The 16,314-nt window shown below is 60.0% G+C and carries 17 protein-coding genes; 4 read left to right on the plus strand and 13 right to left on the minus strand.

The features are described from left to right. The 3 genes from QZ268_RS11810 to clpS all read right to left on the minus strand — a co-directional run. Positions 1-478 (minus strand): SDR family oxidoreductase (locus QZ268_RS11810; protein WP_295452664.1); only part of this gene is annotated, 478 nt, incomplete at its 3' end. Continuing rightward, the gene (locus tag QZ268_RS11815; protein ID WP_295452667.1) at positions 475-1,557 is read right to left on the minus strand and encodes a methyltransferase; all 1,083 of its coding nucleotides are present in this window, start codon (positions 1,555-1,557) and stop codon (positions 475-477) included. The genes QZ268_RS11815 and QZ268_RS11810, both read right to left, overlap by 4 nt. 25 nt (positions 1,558-1,582) lie before the next feature. Continuing rightward, the gene (clpS, locus tag QZ268_RS11820; protein ID WP_295452669.1) at positions 1,583-1,912 is read right to left on the minus strand and encodes an ATP-dependent Clp protease adapter ClpS; all 330 of its coding nucleotides are present in this window, start codon (positions 1,910-1,912) and stop codon (positions 1,583-1,585) included. Between the two features lie 114 nt (positions 1,913-2,026). Here clpS and QZ268_RS11825 point away from each other — a divergent pair, with 114 nt between their 5' ends. The 3 genes from QZ268_RS11825 to QZ268_RS11835 all read left to right on the plus strand — a co-directional run bounded on the left by QZ268_RS11825 (position 2,027) and on the right by QZ268_RS11835 (position 5,172). Continuing rightward, complete coding sequence (locus QZ268_RS11825) at positions 2,027-2,752, plus strand: HAD family hydrolase (RefSeq protein ID WP_295452672.1); 726 nt, start codon at positions 2,027-2,029, stop codon at positions 2,750-2,752. Between the two features lie 47 nt (positions 2,753-2,799). Then, positions 2,800-3,126, plus strand: a complete 327-nt coding sequence (locus tag QZ268_RS11830; protein WP_295452675.1) for a hypothetical protein — start codon at positions 2,800-2,802, stop codon at positions 3,124-3,126. 357 nt (positions 3,127-3,483) lie between these two features. Next, entirely contained in the window at positions 3,484-5,172 is a 1,689-nt protein-coding gene (locus QZ268_RS11835; RefSeq protein WP_295452677.1) for a D-alanyl-D-alanine carboxypeptidase family protein, read from the plus strand. 125 nt (positions 5,173-5,297) lie between these two features. Here the strand turns inward: QZ268_RS11835 and QZ268_RS11840 are convergent, their stop codons facing one another. The 7 genes from QZ268_RS11840 to QZ268_RS11870 form a co-directional block, all read right to left on the minus strand. After that, on the minus strand, positions 5,298-6,773 hold the full coding sequence (locus QZ268_RS11840) for a hypothetical protein (protein WP_295452680.1): 1,476 nt from the start codon (positions 6,771-6,773) through the stop codon (positions 5,298-5,300). Beyond that, positions 6,761-7,909 carry an SH3 domain-containing protein gene (locus QZ268_RS11845; protein ID WP_295452682.1) on the minus strand — a complete coding sequence of 383 codons (1,149 nt, stop codon included), beginning with the start codon at positions 7,907-7,909 and terminating at the stop codon, positions 6,761-6,763. Before QZ268_RS11845 ends, QZ268_RS11840 begins: the two co-directional genes overlap by 13 nt. A 524-nt stretch (positions 7,910-8,433) precedes the next feature. Further along, positions 8,434-8,592, minus strand: coding sequence for a cbb3-type cytochrome oxidase assembly protein CcoS (gene ccoS, locus QZ268_RS11850; protein ID WP_009809750.1), 159 nt, complete (start codon positions 8,590-8,592; stop codon positions 8,434-8,436). A 32-nt stretch (positions 8,593-8,624) separates the two neighbouring features. Continuing rightward, positions 8,625-10,808 carry a heavy metal translocating P-type ATPase gene (locus tag QZ268_RS11855; protein WP_295452686.1) on the minus strand — a complete coding sequence of 728 codons (2,184 nt, stop codon included), beginning with the start codon at positions 10,806-10,808 and terminating at the stop codon, positions 8,625-8,627. Positions 10,809-10,815: 7 nt separating this feature from the next. Next, a complete protein-coding gene (locus QZ268_RS11860; RefSeq protein WP_295452689.1) occupies positions 10,816-11,280 on the minus strand; it encodes a FixH family protein in 465 nt (154 codons plus the stop codon). A gap of 2 nt (positions 11,281-11,282) precedes the next feature. Continuing rightward, positions 11,283-12,728: a cytochrome c oxidase accessory protein CcoG gene (ccoG, locus tag QZ268_RS11865; protein ID WP_295452691.1), complete on the minus strand. Its 1,446-nt coding sequence runs from the start codon at positions 12,726-12,728 to the stop codon at positions 11,283-11,285. A gap of 100 nt (positions 12,729-12,828) precedes the next feature. Continuing rightward, complete coding sequence (locus QZ268_RS11870) at positions 12,829-13,722, minus strand: LysR family transcriptional regulator (protein ID WP_295452693.1); 894 nt, start codon at positions 13,720-13,722, stop codon at positions 12,829-12,831. Between the two features lie 100 nt (positions 13,723-13,822). Between QZ268_RS11870 and QZ268_RS11875 the strand changes: the two genes are divergently transcribed. Next, positions 13,823-14,041, plus strand: coding sequence for a hypothetical protein (locus QZ268_RS11875; protein WP_295452696.1), 219 nt, complete (start codon positions 13,823-13,825; stop codon positions 14,039-14,041). A gap of 442 nt (positions 14,042-14,483) precedes the next feature. Here the strand turns inward: QZ268_RS11875 and ccoP are convergent, their stop codons facing one another. The 3 genes from ccoP to ccoO are packed head-to-tail and all read right to left on the minus strand — an operon-like array spanning position 14,484 to position 16,303. Beyond that, positions 14,484-15,353 carry a cytochrome-c oxidase, cbb3-type subunit III gene (ccoP, locus tag QZ268_RS11880; RefSeq protein ID WP_295452698.1) on the minus strand — a complete coding sequence of 290 codons (870 nt, stop codon included), beginning with the start codon at positions 15,351-15,353 and terminating at the stop codon, positions 14,484-14,486. After that, positions 15,350-15,562 carry a cbb3-type cytochrome c oxidase subunit 3 gene (locus tag QZ268_RS11885; RefSeq protein WP_295452701.1) on the minus strand — a complete coding sequence of 71 codons (213 nt, stop codon included), beginning with the start codon at positions 15,560-15,562 and terminating at the stop codon, positions 15,350-15,352. The genes ccoP and QZ268_RS11885 overlap by 4 nt, the downstream gene beginning before the upstream one ends. Positions 15,563-15,574: 12 nt before the next feature. Then, positions 15,575-16,303, minus strand: a complete 729-nt coding sequence (ccoO, locus tag QZ268_RS11890) for a cytochrome-c oxidase, cbb3-type subunit II (RefSeq protein ID WP_295452704.1) — start codon at positions 16,301-16,303, stop codon at positions 15,575-15,577. Positions 16,304-16,314: the final 11 nt, after the last annotated feature.

The raw sequence follows: 16,314 nt of genomic DNA on the forward strand, positions 1-16,314 counted from the left end.
CGGGCTGTGTGCGGTTTGCGGCCAGCGAGCTGAGATTGACAATGGTGCCGGCATCGGTTGATTTTTCCGGGTCGTTTTCGGCCTGAACGATCATCCGCCGAGCAACCGCCTGGCTGAGCCTGAGCGCAACATTCAGGTTCTGGCTGAGCGCATTTTCGACGCTGGTGTCATTTGGGTCCAGCGGATCCGTCGTGGTGAACATGCGGGCCGCGTTGATCAGGATATCCACCCGGTCGAACGCGTCCAGGGTCGCGGATAACAGGTTGGCAATGTTCAGTTTTTCGCGCAGGTCGCCAACAAAGAGCCGTGCGTTCTCATGCTCGGCCAGATGGTCGCATTCCGACTTCAGGCGCTTTTCGGACAGGTCGGCGAACACCACATTGGCGCCCTTGTCCAGAAAATGCTGCGCGATGGCATAGCCGATGCCGGCCGCGGCACCGGTGATGATCGCTGTCTTGCCCGAGATCGAGAAACTCATGCGCGTCGCCTCGTTCGTTTGGCCGGGTGGGTCGGAGCCGTTCGCGCAGCGGTGTGCGTGCGCAACGGGCCTTCGGCGTGGAACAGTTTGAAACCGGGCAGCCCCGGCAATTCGACATGGCTGCGAAAGCAGGCCGCCAGTGTCGGCTCATAGGGCAGATGGCGGTTGGCGACCATCCACAACTGACCCGAGGGTCTGAGCATCGCCGCCGCCGCGCGAATGAACGCCGTCCCCAATTGTGGACGCGCATCGCGGCCCTGATGAAAGGGCGGGTTCATGATCACGAAATCAAGCGCCAGGCGGGGCAGGGGCGTGGTGGCATCCGCCCAATGAAACCGCGCGCGCGGGTCCGTGACGTTGACCCGTGCGCTGTCCAGCGCCCGGCTGTCGGAGTCGATCAGATGCAGGGTGGAGACCCCGGCGGCCCGCTTCAGCATGTGCCACGAAAGATACCCCCAGCCCGCGCCCAGGTCGGCGCCGACGCCCTTCAAACCGGCGGGCAGGGCGCGAGCCAGCAGGGCCGAGGCCTGATCGATCCCATCCGACGAAAAGACACCCGGAAGGGTTTGAAACGCGTGGCCCCTGTCGTCGATGATCTGCGCCGGGCTGACGCGCCAATCCTCGAACTTCGCGCCAGCGGCTTCGCCGGCCGGGAACCACGCGGCCTTGCCGTGGCCCTTGGCCAGAGTGGCGCTCAGCCTGACCCGCGACTTCAGTTCGCGCAACGTGGCATCGGCGCCGTCGGTTTTCTGGCCGTCGATGATGACCGGTCCATTCGTCAGGCGGGCGGCCATGGCGATCAGATCCCGGCCCTCGGCGCGGCTGCGGGGCAGGCAGACGATGGCGGCGGAAAACCGGCCCTGCGGCGCGACGGTGCAGGAAAACCCCTGGGCCTGAAACGCGGCATGATCGGGTGCGTGCGGTGTGATGACCTGCACACGGTCGCGCGGCAGGGGGGTAAGCGATTCACCCGCGCGCGGGTGAAAGACGCCGATCGCACCCGCGTCGGGCAGGGTCAGCCCGGCATCAAGCAAAAGCTCCAGCCGCAGGGCGCGCGGGGCCGGGTCGGAATGCGACATGCTCATACAGCGGGCGCGGGCGCGCCTACTCCTTTTCCAGGGTGCATTGCAAAGGATGCTGATGGCGGCGCGCGAAATCCATCACCTGCGCCACCTTCGTTTCCGCGATCTCATGGCTGAATACGCCGACCACGGCCAGGCCCTTCTTGTGCACGGTCAACATGATCTCGAACGCCTGGGCATGGTTCAGGCCAAAGAACCGCTCCAGAACATGCACAACGAATTCCATCGGTGTGAAATCGTCATTGAGCAGCAGAACCTTGTACATCGGTGGCCGCTGGGTGCGGGTCCGCGTCTTGGTGGCAACGCCGGGATCCCCGTTGTCGGGGCGGTCATCATCATCATTGTCTGTCATGGTTGGAAAGACGTGCATATGCTTCGATGCGCCCTGACTGGCAGATTCGGTTCACTGCACAGTATATAGCGTGCGACGCGCCCAAGAAAACCCTGCCGGACAAAAGGGACACAGATGACCATCACGACGATTGGCCTGGATGCCGACGACACGCTTTGGCACAACGAGCGGTTTTTCCGGGTCACCCAGGACCGTTTTGCTGAACTGCTGCAGGATCACACCCCGCCCGATCTGGACCGCCCGGCGCTGGAGCGACGCTTGCTAGCGGCGGAGAAACGCAACCTTGGGCGCTATGGTTACGGGGTCAAAGGCTTTACCCTGTCGATGATCGAAACCGCCATCGAGGTGACCGATCAACAGGTGCCTGCTGCCGTCATCCAAGAGCTGATCGTGGCGGGGCAGATGATGCTCTCCTATCCCATTGACCTGCTGCCCCATGCCCAGGAGGCAGTGACGCAACTGGCAGCAAACCACCGGGTGGTGCTGATCACCAAGGGCGATTTGCTGGATCAGGAGCGCAAACTGGCGCAGTCCGGTCTGGGCGATTTGTTTGACGCGGTTGAAATCGTGTCGGAAAAGACCCCTGAGGTGTACCGGGAGATTTTCAACCGCCACGGCGACGGCATCGCGCGCGCCATGATGGTTGGCAACTCCATGCGCTCGGATGTGGTGCCGCCGATCACCGCAGGTGGCTGGGGAACCTATGTACCCCACGGCGAGATCTGGGAGCTGGAACATGCAGAGCCCCCGGACCACAGCCCCCGCTATAACGCCATCGCGGATCTCAGCCAGCTGCCACAGCTGGTGTCGCGGATTGAGAAAGACCGCCCAGCATTGTAAGCCCGCAGCAGACGCCACAGCAAAAGACCAACAGGAGCAGACAGCCGATGCCACATGCAGAGATCAAATACTCAAGTGACCTGCAGCTCGACAGCGCTGCGATTCTGGCTGAGATCGAGACCATCATCCTGCGTCACGACGGCGGTGCCGGTGCCTGCAAGGGGCGCGCCTACCCCACAGATGAATTCCACCACAGCCATGTCACCGTCAGCGTCTCACTGCTGGTGAAACCACACCGCGATGCTGCATTTTCAGCCGCTCTGCTCAGCGCCCTGGAACAGGCGGTCAGCGCTATGCTGCCCCGCCCCTGCGAGTTCTCCTTTGGGCTGCATTACTCTACGCCCCATTACGTCACCCGCAGTCTCAAAGCCTAGGGGAGCACAGCGGCGCTGGTTGGGGTATCTCTGATCTCTGCCTCGCCAACACAGAAAAAATCCCGCTGACCTGCGCAAACAAACTCAGCACCTGTTGCCCAGAGGTCGCACAGAAGGCGAATCGCACTTTGCCATGCCGGGGTCTGACAGGATTTAAGCCTGCGTTTCTGTTTACACTTCTTTAAGACAATCCCGATTTAGCCGAAACCCGCCGCCGGGCAACTAAATCTAGGGAAAGTCCTTTCTCAGCTCTGCTCACCCGCCAATCGCCAAGGTTTCTTCCGGCCATCTAATATGCTAAGCTTTCTGCATAGCAGGCAAAATCGTCAGCCGGAAAACCGGCGGCAAGAGGCAAAAATGGCAGATATCGTGCAGATCAGGTTTAACCACCTGGTTCGCGGGCAGCGGGCGTTGGCCCGGACTGTGCCGTGGATCATGGGTGTTCTTCTCTCTCTTGGGGTGGTGCTGATTCCCCCGACCCAGGTACAGGCGGCGGCCTATGCCGCCGTGGTTGTAGACGCGCGCACCGGCGAAGTACTGCATTCGCGCAATGCCGATGCCCGGCTGCATCCCGCCTCTCTGACCAAGATGATGACCCTCTATATTGCCTTTGAAGCGGTCCGAAACGGCGAGATCTCGCTGGATCAAAAGGTGCTCATCAGCAGAAACGCCTCTTCCGAACCGCCCTCAAAACTGGGGTTAAAAACCGGACAGCGTATTGCCTTTCGCTATCTGATTCGCGCTTCCGCTGTAAAATCCGCCAATGATGCCGCCACCGCCATTGGGGAGGCCATTTCCGGATCCGAAGCCGCCTTTGCCCGCCGCATGACCCGCACCGCCAAAGCGCTCGGCATGACACGCACAACATTCAAAAACGCCCATGGGCTGACCGAGGCGGGGCATTTGTCCACCGCCCGCGACATGACAACCCTGGGTCGCCATATCCTGTATGACTACCCCGAGTATTATCACCTGTTTGCGCGCAGATCGATTGATGCGGGCGTCAAAACCGTTCCCAATACAAACCGACGCCTGCTGGCCTCCTACAAAGGTGCCGACGGCATCAAGACCGGCTATACCCGTGCTGCGGGCTCCAACCTGGTCGCCTCGGCCAAACGGGGCAATGAGCGCATCATCGCAACCGTTTTTGGCGGTAAATCCTCCACCTCGCGCAATGCCAAGGTTGCCGAACTGCTGGATCTCGGTTTTCGTCGCGCCCCCTCCCGGGCCCGCGTTCAGGCGCCGGGACGCCCCGCATATGTTGGCAATCGCGGCATTGGCGCCACAACCCAGGTTGCAGGCAACGGCGGCGCCGGTAAGACGGTCCGCGTCACTGGCCTGGTAAAAACCAGCCTTCGCCCCCTGGCCCGCCCCGGCCCAATTGTCGACCCGGACGTCATCGCCGAAGCGGTGCAGATTGCCACCGCCACGCAAGCCGAGACAACCGAAGCGCAGACCGCCGAGACCCAGGCCGCCGCAGCACAGGCCGCCGAAGCACAGGCGGATACTTCCCCTGCGGAGACCGGCACCGGGATTGATCCCGATATTCTGCAGGCCAGCATCACCGCAGCCATTGCAGAGGCCAAGGTACTGCCAGCCTCTACCGGACCGGTTCCCAGCACATCAGAACAGACCGCAGGGGCTGCAACTGTAACCGCCGCCGTCGCGCAGTCCTCCGCCCCCGTCAGAGTGCAAGCCCGACCCTTTACCGGGCTGCGGCCCATGGCGCGCCCGATCAAACTGGCCAATGCGGCGGCGCCCAGCCCCGAACAGCCCGTGGTGGTGACCCGGCTCTCGACCTCGGGCGGCAGATATTGGGGTATCAATGTCGGGCGCTACACCAGTGCCTATCAGGCGGAAAAAGTCCTGCTGCGTACTGCCCTCTCCGAAATGGAGACCCTGAACGGCACCCTGCGCAAGGTGGCAAAATCACGTCTGGGCTATGACGCCAATTTCCTCGGCATGACCAAAGAACAGGCCGACCTCGCCTGCCGCCGCTTGAGCGCCCGCAATGTTGCCTGCGACACGCTAGGCCCCTCGTCCTAAGGCCCCCTATCCAAGCGACCATGGGCTTACCTCTCGTATCAGGTCGCAAACAAAAGGCCCCTCCAAAGAGGGGCCTTTTGAGTGTTTAACAGTGCCCAGTTAGAGCCCGAATGGTCCTGAGGATACTAGTTTCGGCACAACACGAGGGCTGGGCAAATGCGCCCAGGAACATCCGAGATCTCTTTCCCCATGGTAACGCCGAGATCCGGCCCAACCGTGACATCGGCGTGATAGTATTCGGTCAGTTTCCCGGTCCTGGTGGAACTGCGACCGCAATGTCGACAGGTAACCGTCTTGGTAAATTTACGTGGTTCCCGTGTAGGAAGCGTCAGCACTATGCGCGGGTAAACCTCGTCTGGTGTCGCCACCTCTTTGACCGAAGCGGTGCGCCCTTCCAGAAAACATGAAATGTCCAGATGGGATACTTCGGCTTCCGAAACGGGATCATGCAGCGCAAACGCGATGTTGCCACCGCGACAAGGTGTGTTCGACAAGGACTCCCGGTACAGTATCAGACCGGCAACAAGGATTTCGGAATCCGTCGAGAGCATTCGGATCGCATCGCCACTGTCACTGTCAACAATCCAATGCTCGCCGCGCAGCAGGGCCAGTCTGTATGCGCCATCGAACATGGGCTCGCGCCCCTGCGGCTGGCTGTCCGGATTTGTCCCCTCGGCTCGGTAGCCACGCACTGCCGGCCCTGCCGCCCTCTGGATCAAATCGGCATCAGCGACAGCCTGTTCATAGGGGCCGTGATTATCACCAGCGCGAAGCTCTTCGGGCAAACTGGATAGCTTTATCAAAACCTGTTCAAGTTTGCGTACTCGCTCTTCCCATACTTTGGAACTATCGATCGACCCGGAGTTCTCGGCCACAAAATAGGCGTCCGTCCAGCCACCAGAGATTCCGCTCGCATCGACGCCGTAGCTCCGCTGCAAACCATCAAGTACACGCTTGTAGGCAGTCCCGAGCACGCGATACTCCTCGCGTGCGCCGTAGAGCCGGACATAGTCTTCGTGCAAGTGATACAGGCTGATCGTCGCGTCCTCTAACACGACAGAAACCAGACTCAGCCCATTTTTGACCGCTGTTTTTGCAGTGTTTTCTGAAACAAAAGCATCCTGGCCGTGAACCCGAAAAAGCCGCTCCCAATCCGGACTGCCCGGCACGTTAAACGACCATCGGCCGGGAGGCCCGGTCACTCCCACATCGGCAACGTGATCAAGCAGGCTTACCCCGTCGCTGAACGTCATTCTAAGTTTCACATCGAGCAGCCGCGGATGTTGGCGCAGATCCACCGGGAGCTGCGTCAAATGCACGGGACGATAGGACCGCCCGCTTGGCGTCAATTGCGGTAGGGTCACTATTCCGATCGGATCCGCCCAAATAAAACGCACAGAAACTACAGGCTCTCCCATGAGCAGCCCAAGTCGGATCTCCGCCTTCCAATCGAAACTGAGCGTAGCCCCCTCGGTAGTGTCCCGATCGCCATCCAAGCGGGCGTTGCCATCAATCGCTTCCTCCACGACAGCTGCGGAGAAAGCTGGGCTCGAAAGGATGAGGAAAAGAGCGGCGGCCAGAATCCTGATCACTTCAGCCACTCCGCGATCATCGCCTGGCGCTCTTTACTCAGCTCCTGCCTCTCGCCGGTGTCCACCGCGTCAAGGCTCTGCAAGGACAGGTTCTCCAGCGCCTCGCCTTGAGCTGTAGATGCGCGCTCAAGGTGCTCTCGGGACAGCGCTATTAGGACATCGGGCGTTCCTGCACCCACGAGCTCAAACCCCCGCGCTGCATTTACTTTGACAAACTCCTCGATGTTTGCGTTGCCGTGGAGGTTGCCGCCTCCACCATAGGCTATCAGCTCAATCGTTTTTTGCTCAGAGAGTTCACAGATCACCACGGGGCGCGACAGAGCATCGGCAGGCCAATCCGGCGTATAGACGCTATCGCGGCATTTCTGCCCATACCGCATTTCGCGATGCTCTTCCCATTGGGCACCGACGTCCTCATCAGGGACCATTCCCTGACTTTGCGACAAGGTTAAGTAGTCGTAACCGCGCGCCGGCTCCGCGACACCGGGTGGCCAATAGAGATGGCGCTCTTTTATGCCAAAGGAACCGGTGCCTCCTCCGCCGGAAAAATAGACAATTTCGTACTGGCCGTCACCGTCGATGTCTTTCGCGAGCACATCGCGAACGCACCAATCGTCCGACGTCCAGCCGACCCCCCCTTCGTCCGTCTCGCGAAAGAGCGCAAGGCCGAACCCATTGGCGCAGAAAAAGGCAAAGTGGGTGTCAAGCTCTGGGAGGTAGCCCTGCTCCCTCGGGGTGCCATAGCGTGTAATGAACTCTGCGAAATAGTCATTTGCGCCCGCGGAAAATGTCGCGGAAGACGCCTCGAGGTAACGGGCACTTGCCCAACCAGTGATCGATGGGTTGTCAGCCAGTGAAAGCCTGGCCCAACCTTCCCGGCGCGCCAAGATTTTTACCAGTGTCCCCTGATGCATCTTATGGATTACGGGGTTGGATGTGCTCGGCCCGCTGCGGAGATTCAATTGTTCAGTCACGACTTGCGCAGTTTCTCCCAGCTCTTGGGCGCGCACCATTGAAAAGCACCCTAAAGAAAGAATGAGCGTAACCAGTAAAACGGGAACCTTGCTAAAAAACACCAATTCCCTCAGGCGGGTACGCGTTTCATTGTCGTCGAGCAGCAATTTTTCTACCTCCAAATAACGCACTCAAAAATCAATTTCATCCACAGAACGCGCTAAATCCAGACTATGGGACCACGTACTGCAACGATCAGCGTAAGATTTTTAGCATTGGATGCAATGGATTCGAAATGCACACGGCGTCCTTAAGGGGCGCGGGATTCAGAACGCACGCCCAATGAAGGGCGGGCTGCAACAGTTTGATGTCAAAAAGGAAAACCTCCGTGCGCCGAAGGTGAATGACAAGTATGGGACGGATCTGCCGAAAATCGCGCCGCGCGGCCTCGACCTTTGCCAAACGGAGCTTTCTGCGCTTGGCCCCCCCTCGAGCGAGAAGCAACATCGCCGCAGCAGTTTGGGTCGGCTTTAAAGTGAGCGATCCGCAAGACCTTCGCTCTGGCACAAGTGTTTAGCTGCCCAGGCCCAACACTTGTGCCAGGGTTGGAAGCCGTCGTTGTTACCCGTCTCACAGACCGCAGTTTGTCCAGCATAGGAACCCTTGGGCCGTCCCAGCGGTTTTGCCGCCAGGTGTCTTTGTCTCAGAACAGTGCTCAGGGTTTGGGATGATCGTCCCATTCTTCGCTGAGGATACGGCGCGAGTCGCCTTCGGGGTCGTCATATTGGTTTGAGCGCACCGTGTAGACAAACGCCGCCAAAGCGCCGCCACCCAGCAGCAGCGAAATGGGGATGAGATAGGCAAGGACGCTCATGGCAAGGACACTTTTGTCGGGCGCGGCGCGGGTTATTTCAGGCGTAGCGCATTTAGGGATACGGTAATGGAAGAACTAGACATCGCCAGCGCCGCGATCAAGGGGGTGGCAAAACCAGCAATGGCCAGGGGCACCGCGATCACATTGTAGAGTGTGGCTATGCGGAAGTTTTCGCGGATGCGTTTGGTCGCCTTGCTGGCCACCACACAGGCCTCGGCGATGGGTTCCAGATCCTGCCCCAGCAGCACAATGTCAGAGGCCACGCGGGCGGCATCCAAGGCAGAGGCCGGCGAGATAGAGACATGCGCCGCCGTCAGCGCTGCGGTGTCATTCAGCCCGTCGCCCACCATCAGCACCTTGCGGCCCTGATCAGACAGGGCCTGGACCCGCGCGGCTTTGTCCTGCGGCAGCGCCTCGGCCAGCCATTTCTGGATGCCCAGACGATGGGCCAGATCCTCCACCGCAGCGGTGGTATCGCCAGAGATCAGCAGCACCTCTTTGCCCGCTGCATGCAGCTGCGCCACGGCCTCTGCTGCACCGGGGCGCAGGGCGTCGTGGAACAAAAAACCCCGCGGGGCCGTGCCGTCGCCGGTGTCCAGCCAGGCCGCCGTTTGGCTGCCCTGATCGGCGCCCAGCCAGGCGGCGCGCCCCAGGCGCACTGTGCGGCCCTGATACTCGCCTTCGGTGCCAAATCCGGGGCGTTCCTGCAGCTCTGTGACCTCAGCAGGAGCAATGCCCGCAGCACGGGCCGCAGCGGTCAGGGACCGTGACAGGGGGTGCGATGACCCCTCGGCCAGGGCCAGGGCAATTGCCAGCTCGGCGCGGCTAAAGGCGTCGAGGTTTTCCAGCTGCGGCGTGCCCGCCGTCAGGGTGCCGGTCTTGTCAAACACCACGGTATCCACCCCGGCCAGACGCTCCAGCGCGGTGGAGTGTTTGATCAACATGCCCTTCTTGAACAACCGCCCCGAGGCAGCGGTGGTCACTGCGGGCACCGCAAGACCCAGCGCACAGGGGCAGGTGATGATCAGCACCGCAGCGGCAATATTCAGCGCCATGCGCAGATCATAGGTGTAGAGATACCAGCCAATAAAGGCCAAGGCCGAGAGGATATGCACACCAGGGGCATAGAGCTTGGCGGCACTATCGGCCAGCGAGGTATAGCGCGAGCGACCAGATTCAGCGATGGCAACCAGATCCGCCATCCGGTGCAGCGAGGTATCTTCGCCCACCGCTTCGGCGCGGACCACCAGCGGGCCGGTCAGATTGACCTCCCCTGCAGAAACCTGGGTGCCCGGCTCGGCAAAGACCGGCAGGGTTTCACCCGTAAGCAGCGAGCGGTCCAGTTCGGACTGGCCGGTGGCGATGACCCCATCAACGGGCATCCGCCCCCCAGGGCGCACCAGGATAAGATCGCCAATGGCAAGCTCCGAGACCGCAACCTCAACCTCCCTGTCGCCTTCCTCCATGCGGATGGCACGGGGCACTTCAAGCGCGGCGAGCTCTTCGGCGGCAGATCGCGCCACGGCACGGGTGCGATAGTCCAGATAGCGCCCGGCCAGCAAAAAGAAGGTCAGCGTCAGAGCCGCGTCAAAATAGGCATGCTCCCCCGACAGGCTGGTCTCCCACAGGGAGGTAATCAGCGCCAGCGCCAGTGCCAGAACAATCGGCACATCCATGTTGAGCCGCCCCACCCGCAGGGCGCTCCAGGCGTTGATAAAGAAGGGCTTGCCAGCAAAGATCACCGCCGGAAAGGCAATCGCCGCCGAGATCCAGTGGAACATATCGCGGGTTGCATCCGATGCCCCGGACCAGACCGAGATCGACAAGAGCATCACATTCATCGAGGCAAAGCCGGCAACCGCCAGCCGCATCAGCAGATCCCGCCCGGCCCGGTCGCTTTGGGTGGCGGCAAGCGTCGCCAGATCCAGCTCATGCGCCTCAAATCCCAGACCTTCGAGCACCGGGATCAGATCATCTGCGCGCACCTCAGGGTCGGCTTCGATCAGGGCGCGTTTCAGCGTCAGATTGACCCGCGCCGAATGAATGCCGGGATGGGCGTTCAACCCGCGCTCGACCTTGGAAATACAGGCCTGACAGTGGATTGTCGGCAGCGACAGCGCCAGACGCGCCTCTGTTGGGGCGGTGTCCACCGCCTCGCTTTGGGCGGCAACGCAGCCGGGGCATACGGCCATGGCAGGGCGCATCTGGGCAGTCATATCTGGTCTAGCCTCTTACGTGCAGGATCACCCGCTGGGTGAACTCAACGCCATTTTTGGCTCGTGCCACCATGCGGATGTTCCAGTTGCCCGGCCCCAGATCAGCCGGGGCCACATAGGCGGTCCCGTTGAATTTGAACTCTGGCTTCTGATCATCCTTCACATGGGTCGCCCGGCCCAGTATCGCGCGCAGCTTTGCCACCTCAACAGGGTTTCCCTCGGCGTCAGAAATCTCCAGCGTGACCTGGTTTTCCTGGGCTGAGGCATAGACCGACCAGCCAAGCGACTGCTGCGCATCACGGCGCAGGTCGAATTCCTGGCTGGCCACATAGGAGTTCTTTACCTCCAGGCCGGGGAAGGTTTTGACCGCATTATAGGCCAGCGCCAGGTTGACGCTGATGATCACCCCAAATGCGCCGCACAGGACCATCAGCATATGACGACCGGTAAATTCCCGCGTGCCCTTTGCCATGATCAGTTTCCTTTTCCGTTAAAGGTGGTGTCTTTATAGGCCCGCTCACCATTGGTGAGATCTTCGACCCAGATACGAACCGGCGTCGATTCCGCCTCCGAAGCCGCAGCGTCTTTGGGTGTCACGATATAGACCCTTTGAAGATAGGCGGTATCGGCCGGAACCTCAACCGAGGCATAGGGCGTGCCCTCAAGCTGCACCCGCATCGCCGGATCGCCTTTGAGCGACAGTTTGAACGGGCGTGGCTCCCCATGTTTGTTGCGCAGACGCACATCATAGGTGTTGCGCACAGAGCCATCCGACAGGGTGACAAAAGTGGGGTTACGCACCGGCGCCACGGTCAGATCGATATCAGATCGGATGAACAGGGCAAAAACCAGCGCCAGGCCCACAAATCCCCACATCGAGGTATACATGATGGTGCGCGGACGCAGGATGTGTTTCCAGATGTTTTTTGGCGGCTGGCCGGCGCGTTCATGGGCCTCATCCGACAGCGCCATATAGTCGATCAGACCACGTGGCTTGCCGATCTTGTCCATCACATCATCGCAGGCATCAATACAGAGCGCGCAGGTGATGCATTCCAGCTGCTGGCCATCGCGGATATCAATCCCCACAGGGCAAACATTGACGCAGGCCATACAGTCGATGCAGTCGCCTGCTGGCGGATCAGCGACCTCAGCCTGGCCCTTTTTCTTATGCAGCTTGCCGCGCGGCTCACCGCGCCAGTCGCGGTATCCCACCACCAGGGTGTCTTCGTCCATCATCGCGGCCTGAATACGGGGCCAGGGACAGGCGTAGATACAGATCTGTTCGCGGGCAATACCGCCAAAGAAGAAGGTCGTCGCAGTCAGCACCAGCATCGTGGTATAGGCAATGGGGTGAGCCTGACCAGTGACCAGATCCACCAACAGCGTTGGCGCATCGGCAAAATAGAACACCCAGGCACCACCGGTGGCCAGACCAATCAACATCCACACGGTCCATTTGGTCAGCCGCAAGCGGGCTTTGCGGAAATCCATCTTCTTTTGCCGGTGCAGGCGCAGACGGGCGTTGCGATCGCCCTCGATCCATCGCTCCACCAGAATAAACAGATCGGTCCAGACCGTCTGCGGGCAGGCATAGCCGCACCAGACCCGCCCCAAAGCAGAGGTGAACAGGAACAGCCCCAGGCCCGCCATGATCAAGAGACCGGCAACAAAGTAGAACTCATGGGGCCAGATTTCGATCCAGAAGAAGTAGAACCGCCGATTGGCCAGATCCAGCAGAACCGCCTGATCCGGCAGCGATGGGCCGCGATCCCAGCGGATCCAGGGAGTTATGTAGTAAATCCCCAAAGTGATCGCCAAAATGTACCATTTCAGGTTGCGGAATACGCCCGATACGCGCCGTGGAAAAACGGGTTCCCTGGCGGCGTAAAGGCTGGGGGCGGGATCGGAATCACTCACGGACTCACTCCACTGAATTTGTGTCTCTCTAGCTTGGTTCTTTCAAATCTCTACGTCTCGCTCTTTGACGTGGATCAAAAAGAGCATTGCACAAGCATCTTTATCTATCACGTTCTAGATCTTTGGCTTTTCGGTGTCGTCGCAGCCAGGAGACAAACCGCCGCGCCTGCACACGCTGCACGCCGGGGCGGGTGACGATGTGATAGCCACGCCCCTCGCTGCCGGTGAACAGCTCGACCAGACGCCCGGCCTCCAGATCTTCGCTGACAAAGTCCCGCACGCTCACCGCGACCCCCTGCCCCTCGCGGACCGCCTGCATCAAAAGGTTGCCGGGCAATTTCAGACTGGCGCCGCGAATAACCTCAGCCACCCCACGTGAGCGCAGCCAATGCGCCGCCTCTGTGGTGCCCAGCTCTTCGAGCCAGGGCAGATCCAAAAGATCCTCGGGCGCCTGTACGGAACGATCCTGCAAAAGACTGGGATTTGCCACCACCACCATGGGTGAACACAACAGGATCTCAACCTCCAGCCCGGCCCAGTTGCCGTCTCCGTAGCGCAAGGCAATATCGACGCCGCCGGGCTGCAGCGCGACAACTTCGCCGCGCGGATCAATCACCAGGTCAATTTCCGGGTGCTGCATGCGAAACTCTGCCAGACGCGGCATCAGCCAGTTGGCGGCAAACATCGGTGTGCAGCTGATATGTAAGGGACGCGCCGCACCCTGGGCGTTCAGATCCTGCACCGCCGACTGGATCGCCCCAAACCCCAACAGCACCGCCTGCGCCAGATGCTTGCCGTCCTCGGTCAGCTCCAGCGCCCGGCCACTGCGGTCCAGCAACGGCGTGCCCAGGTAGTCCTCCAGGCTGCGCAGCTGCTGGCTGATGGCAGCATGGCTGACATTCAAAGCCGCCCCTGCTTTGGCAAGATTTCCATGTTCCGCATAGGCAGAAAAGGCCCGCAAGGCGGCAAGAGGGGGCAGGGAGAGCCAGTCCATATGTAATCCTGACTTACATAATTGAATTTTTCCTGAGTCGCATCTTGCGCCCTTTGCAGCGACAGTCAAAGGCAGAAACACCAGCACAGGAGATTTCAACATGCTGATCAATATCTACGCCCGCTCCATGATGACCGCAGCCCGCCAGCCCTGTGTGCTGGTTCGTGACATCCCGCCAGCCACAGTCACCGCCGCTGGACCCGATAAAAACGCCACCCCAGGTTGGTTTGCCAAGATGCTGCGCCTGTTCCAACTGCGGGCCACAAAAGCCCGCCGGGCGCGACAGCCCCTGCGCTGCGTCGATCTGCAAAACCTGTAGCAAAACGCCAAAGCGCAGCGGCTAGATGTAAATTTCTGGGACAAACCAGCAGAGACTTATGGGCGTTGGTTTTCCAGGAAACGCGCGAACAGATCGAAAATCCGACGCCCAATCCCCACGACCTAGCACGTCAGGCAGCGGGAATTCTGTGCTGGCCCAGATCCTCTTCCCCCAAAGAACGTAAAAGGATCTGCCAGCTTATCTCTGTCTTTGGGTATTGAAGCAGCCTTTGGCCCGGCACACCTTGACCCTAATCAAACTGGCAAAGAAATGACCGCAGCAGGTCAAGAAAATTGGGCTGACATAGGGGCTGATCTGACATCCGATTGGGTCCGGTTCCCGTGCCTGCGCCCGTGCCAATACTAATGCCAATGACCTGAACAAAAAAAGGGCCACCCCGATGGGGCAGCCCTTTGTTTTGAGGTGCGAAACAAAAGGTGGCTTATTCGCCGCCGCCCAATTGGTGCACATAAGACGCAACCGCACGGATCTGCGCCTCGGTGAGGCGGGTGTTCCAGGCCGGCATCACACCGTAACGGGCATTGTTAACGGTCTCGCTGATGGCGGCGTAGTCTCCACCATACAGCCAGATTGCATCCGCAAGGTTTGGCGCCCCCTGGCTGCGATCACCAGTGCCGTCGTCCATGTGGCAGGCGGCACAGTTGTCTTCATAGACCACAGCACCGGCCTCCACTTTGGTGGCATCCTCTGCGTCACCGGACAAAGACATGACATAGTTTACAACCTGGTCGATCTCTTCTTTTTCCAGCAGTTCGTCACGACCAAAGGCAGGCATCTCGGAGTAGCGCGCATCGTCGCTGTCCTCGTTACGGATACCGTGGGAGATCGTCATATGGATGTCTTCGACGGAACCGCCCCAGAGCCAGTCATCGTCCAGCAGGTTGGGATAGCCTTTCGCGCCAGCGGCACCAGAGCCATGGCACTGTGCACACCAGGTCTTGAATACAGCAGAGCCCGAAGACACAGCGTAAGATCCAAGCTCGGCATCGCCGGCAATTGCTGTCAGCTCGGCGGCTTCCAGTTTGGCATTCATTGGCGCGTTGGCTTCTTCAACCGCTGCGATCTCATTTGCCACATCACCCCGTGTTGACCACCCGAGGATCCCTGCAGTGGCAGAGTTCACCATGGGCCAGGCCGGATACATGATGGTGTAGCCAATCGCCCAGACGATGGTGGCATAGAGGGTCCAGAGCCACCAACGGGGCATCGGGTTATCGAATTCTTCGATCCCATCCCAAGAGTGGCCAGTGGTGTTTGGGTCGTCGTCGTACTTTTTGACGGGTTTGCTCATGTCCTCGCCTCCTTGTCTGCGGCGGGTGTCGCCTCGCCCTCAACCGGGGCAGGGGCGTCTACGTGGCGAAAGGGAATGCTGGCTGTGTCTTCATAGACCTTGGAGCTGCCGGGCCGAAAGGCCCAAGCAACAATAGCCATGAAAAACACGAACAGAAACAACAACATCCAGCTGTCTGCAAATTCGCGCAGGAGCGTATAGATTTCCATCTGTTCCTCTCCTTAGCGGTTTGCGTCGGGTGTGAAGGTCGAGAAATCAACCAGCGTACCCATCATTTGCAGATAAGAGATCAGCGCGTCGGCCTCGGAAACACCGGGTTGACCGTCAAAGTTACTGACGCTGACACTTTCACCATAGCGTTCCAGCAGCCCGTCATAGTCGCTGTCAGGGTCTGCCTGGGCCTTAAAGTCAGCCTGGGCACTTGCCAGCATGTCCTCTGAGTAGGGCGTGCCAAGCATAGCGTTCACCGCCATGACGTCACCGATGTATTTGCCATCGATCATCTTGCGCTCAAGGAAGCCATATTTCGGCATCACTGATTCCGGCACCACAGACTGCGGGTCACGCAGGTGGTCGACGTGCCATTCGTTCGAATAGCGGCCACCCACACGGGCCAGGTCAGGCCCGGTACGCTTGGACCCCCACTGGAACGGATGATCGTACATCGATTCTGCCGCCAGCGAGTAGTGGCCATAGCGTTCGACCTCATCGCGCATCGGGCGGATCATCTGGCTGTGACAGACGTAGCAGCCTTCACGAATGTAGACTTCACGGCCCGCCAGTTCGAGAGGGGTGTAAGGGCGCATGCCCTCCACCTTCTCGATGGTGTTTTCCAGCCAGAACAGAGGAGCGATCTGAACCAAGCCACCAATAGACACAACCAGGAAACTGCAGATCAGCAACAGGGTCGCATTGGTCTCGAGGATTTTATGTTTGTCGAGAATTGCCATTTGCCATTCCC

Origin of the sequence: uncultured Pseudophaeobacter sp., assembly GCA_905479575.1 — a bacterium.
In the GTDB taxonomy this organism is placed as follows: Bacteria; Pseudomonadota; Alphaproteobacteria; order Rhodobacterales; family Rhodobacteraceae; genus Pseudophaeobacter.

Bases quoted from the DNA above. Each gene is read 5' to 3' on its own strand.
- QZ268_RS11885 (WP_295452701.1), bottom strand. From the start codon at position 15,562: ATGGAAATCTATACGCTCCTGCGCGAATTTGCAGACAGCTGGATGTTG.
- QZ268_RS11870 (WP_295452693.1), bottom strand. From the start codon at position 13,722: ATGGACTGGCTCTCCCTGCCCCCTCTTGCCGCCTTGCGGGCCTTTTCT.
- QZ268_RS11835 (WP_295452677.1), top strand. From the start codon at position 3,484: ATGGCAGATATCGTGCAGATCAGGTTTAACCACCTGGTTCGCGGGCAG.
- QZ268_RS11860 (WP_295452689.1), bottom strand. From the start codon at position 11,280: ATGGCAAAGGGCACGCGGGAATTTACCGGTCGTCATATGCTGATGGTC.
- QZ268_RS11815 (WP_295452667.1), bottom strand. From the start codon at position 1,557: ATGTCGCATTCCGACCCGGCCCCGCGCGCCCTGCGGCTGGAGCTTTTG.
- QZ268_RS11825 (WP_295452672.1), top strand. From the start codon at position 2,027: ATGACCATCACGACGATTGGCCTGGATGCCGACGACACGCTTTGGCAC.
- ccoP (WP_295452698.1), bottom strand. From the start codon at position 15,353: ATGAGCAAACCCGTCAAAAAGTACGACGACGACCCAAACACCACTGGC.
- QZ268_RS11855 (WP_295452686.1), bottom strand. From the start codon at position 10,808: ATGACTGCCCAGATGCGCCCTGCCATGGCCGTATGCCCCGGCTGCGTT.
- ccoO (WP_295452704.1), bottom strand. From the start codon at position 16,303: ATGGCAATTCTCGACAAACATAAAATCCTCGAGACCAATGCGACCCTG.
- QZ268_RS11875 (WP_295452696.1), top strand. From the start codon at position 13,823: ATGCTGATCAATATCTACGCCCGCTCCATGATGACCGCAGCCCGCCAG.
- ccoS (WP_009809750.1), bottom strand. From the start codon at position 8,592: ATGAGCGTCCTTGCCTATCTCATCCCCATTTCGCTGCTGCTGGGTGGC.
- QZ268_RS11830 (WP_295452675.1), top strand. From the start codon at position 2,800: ATGCCACATGCAGAGATCAAATACTCAAGTGACCTGCAGCTCGACAGC.
- clpS (WP_295452669.1), bottom strand. From the start codon at position 1,912: ATGACAGACAATGATGATGATGACCGCCCCGACAACGGGGATCCCGGC.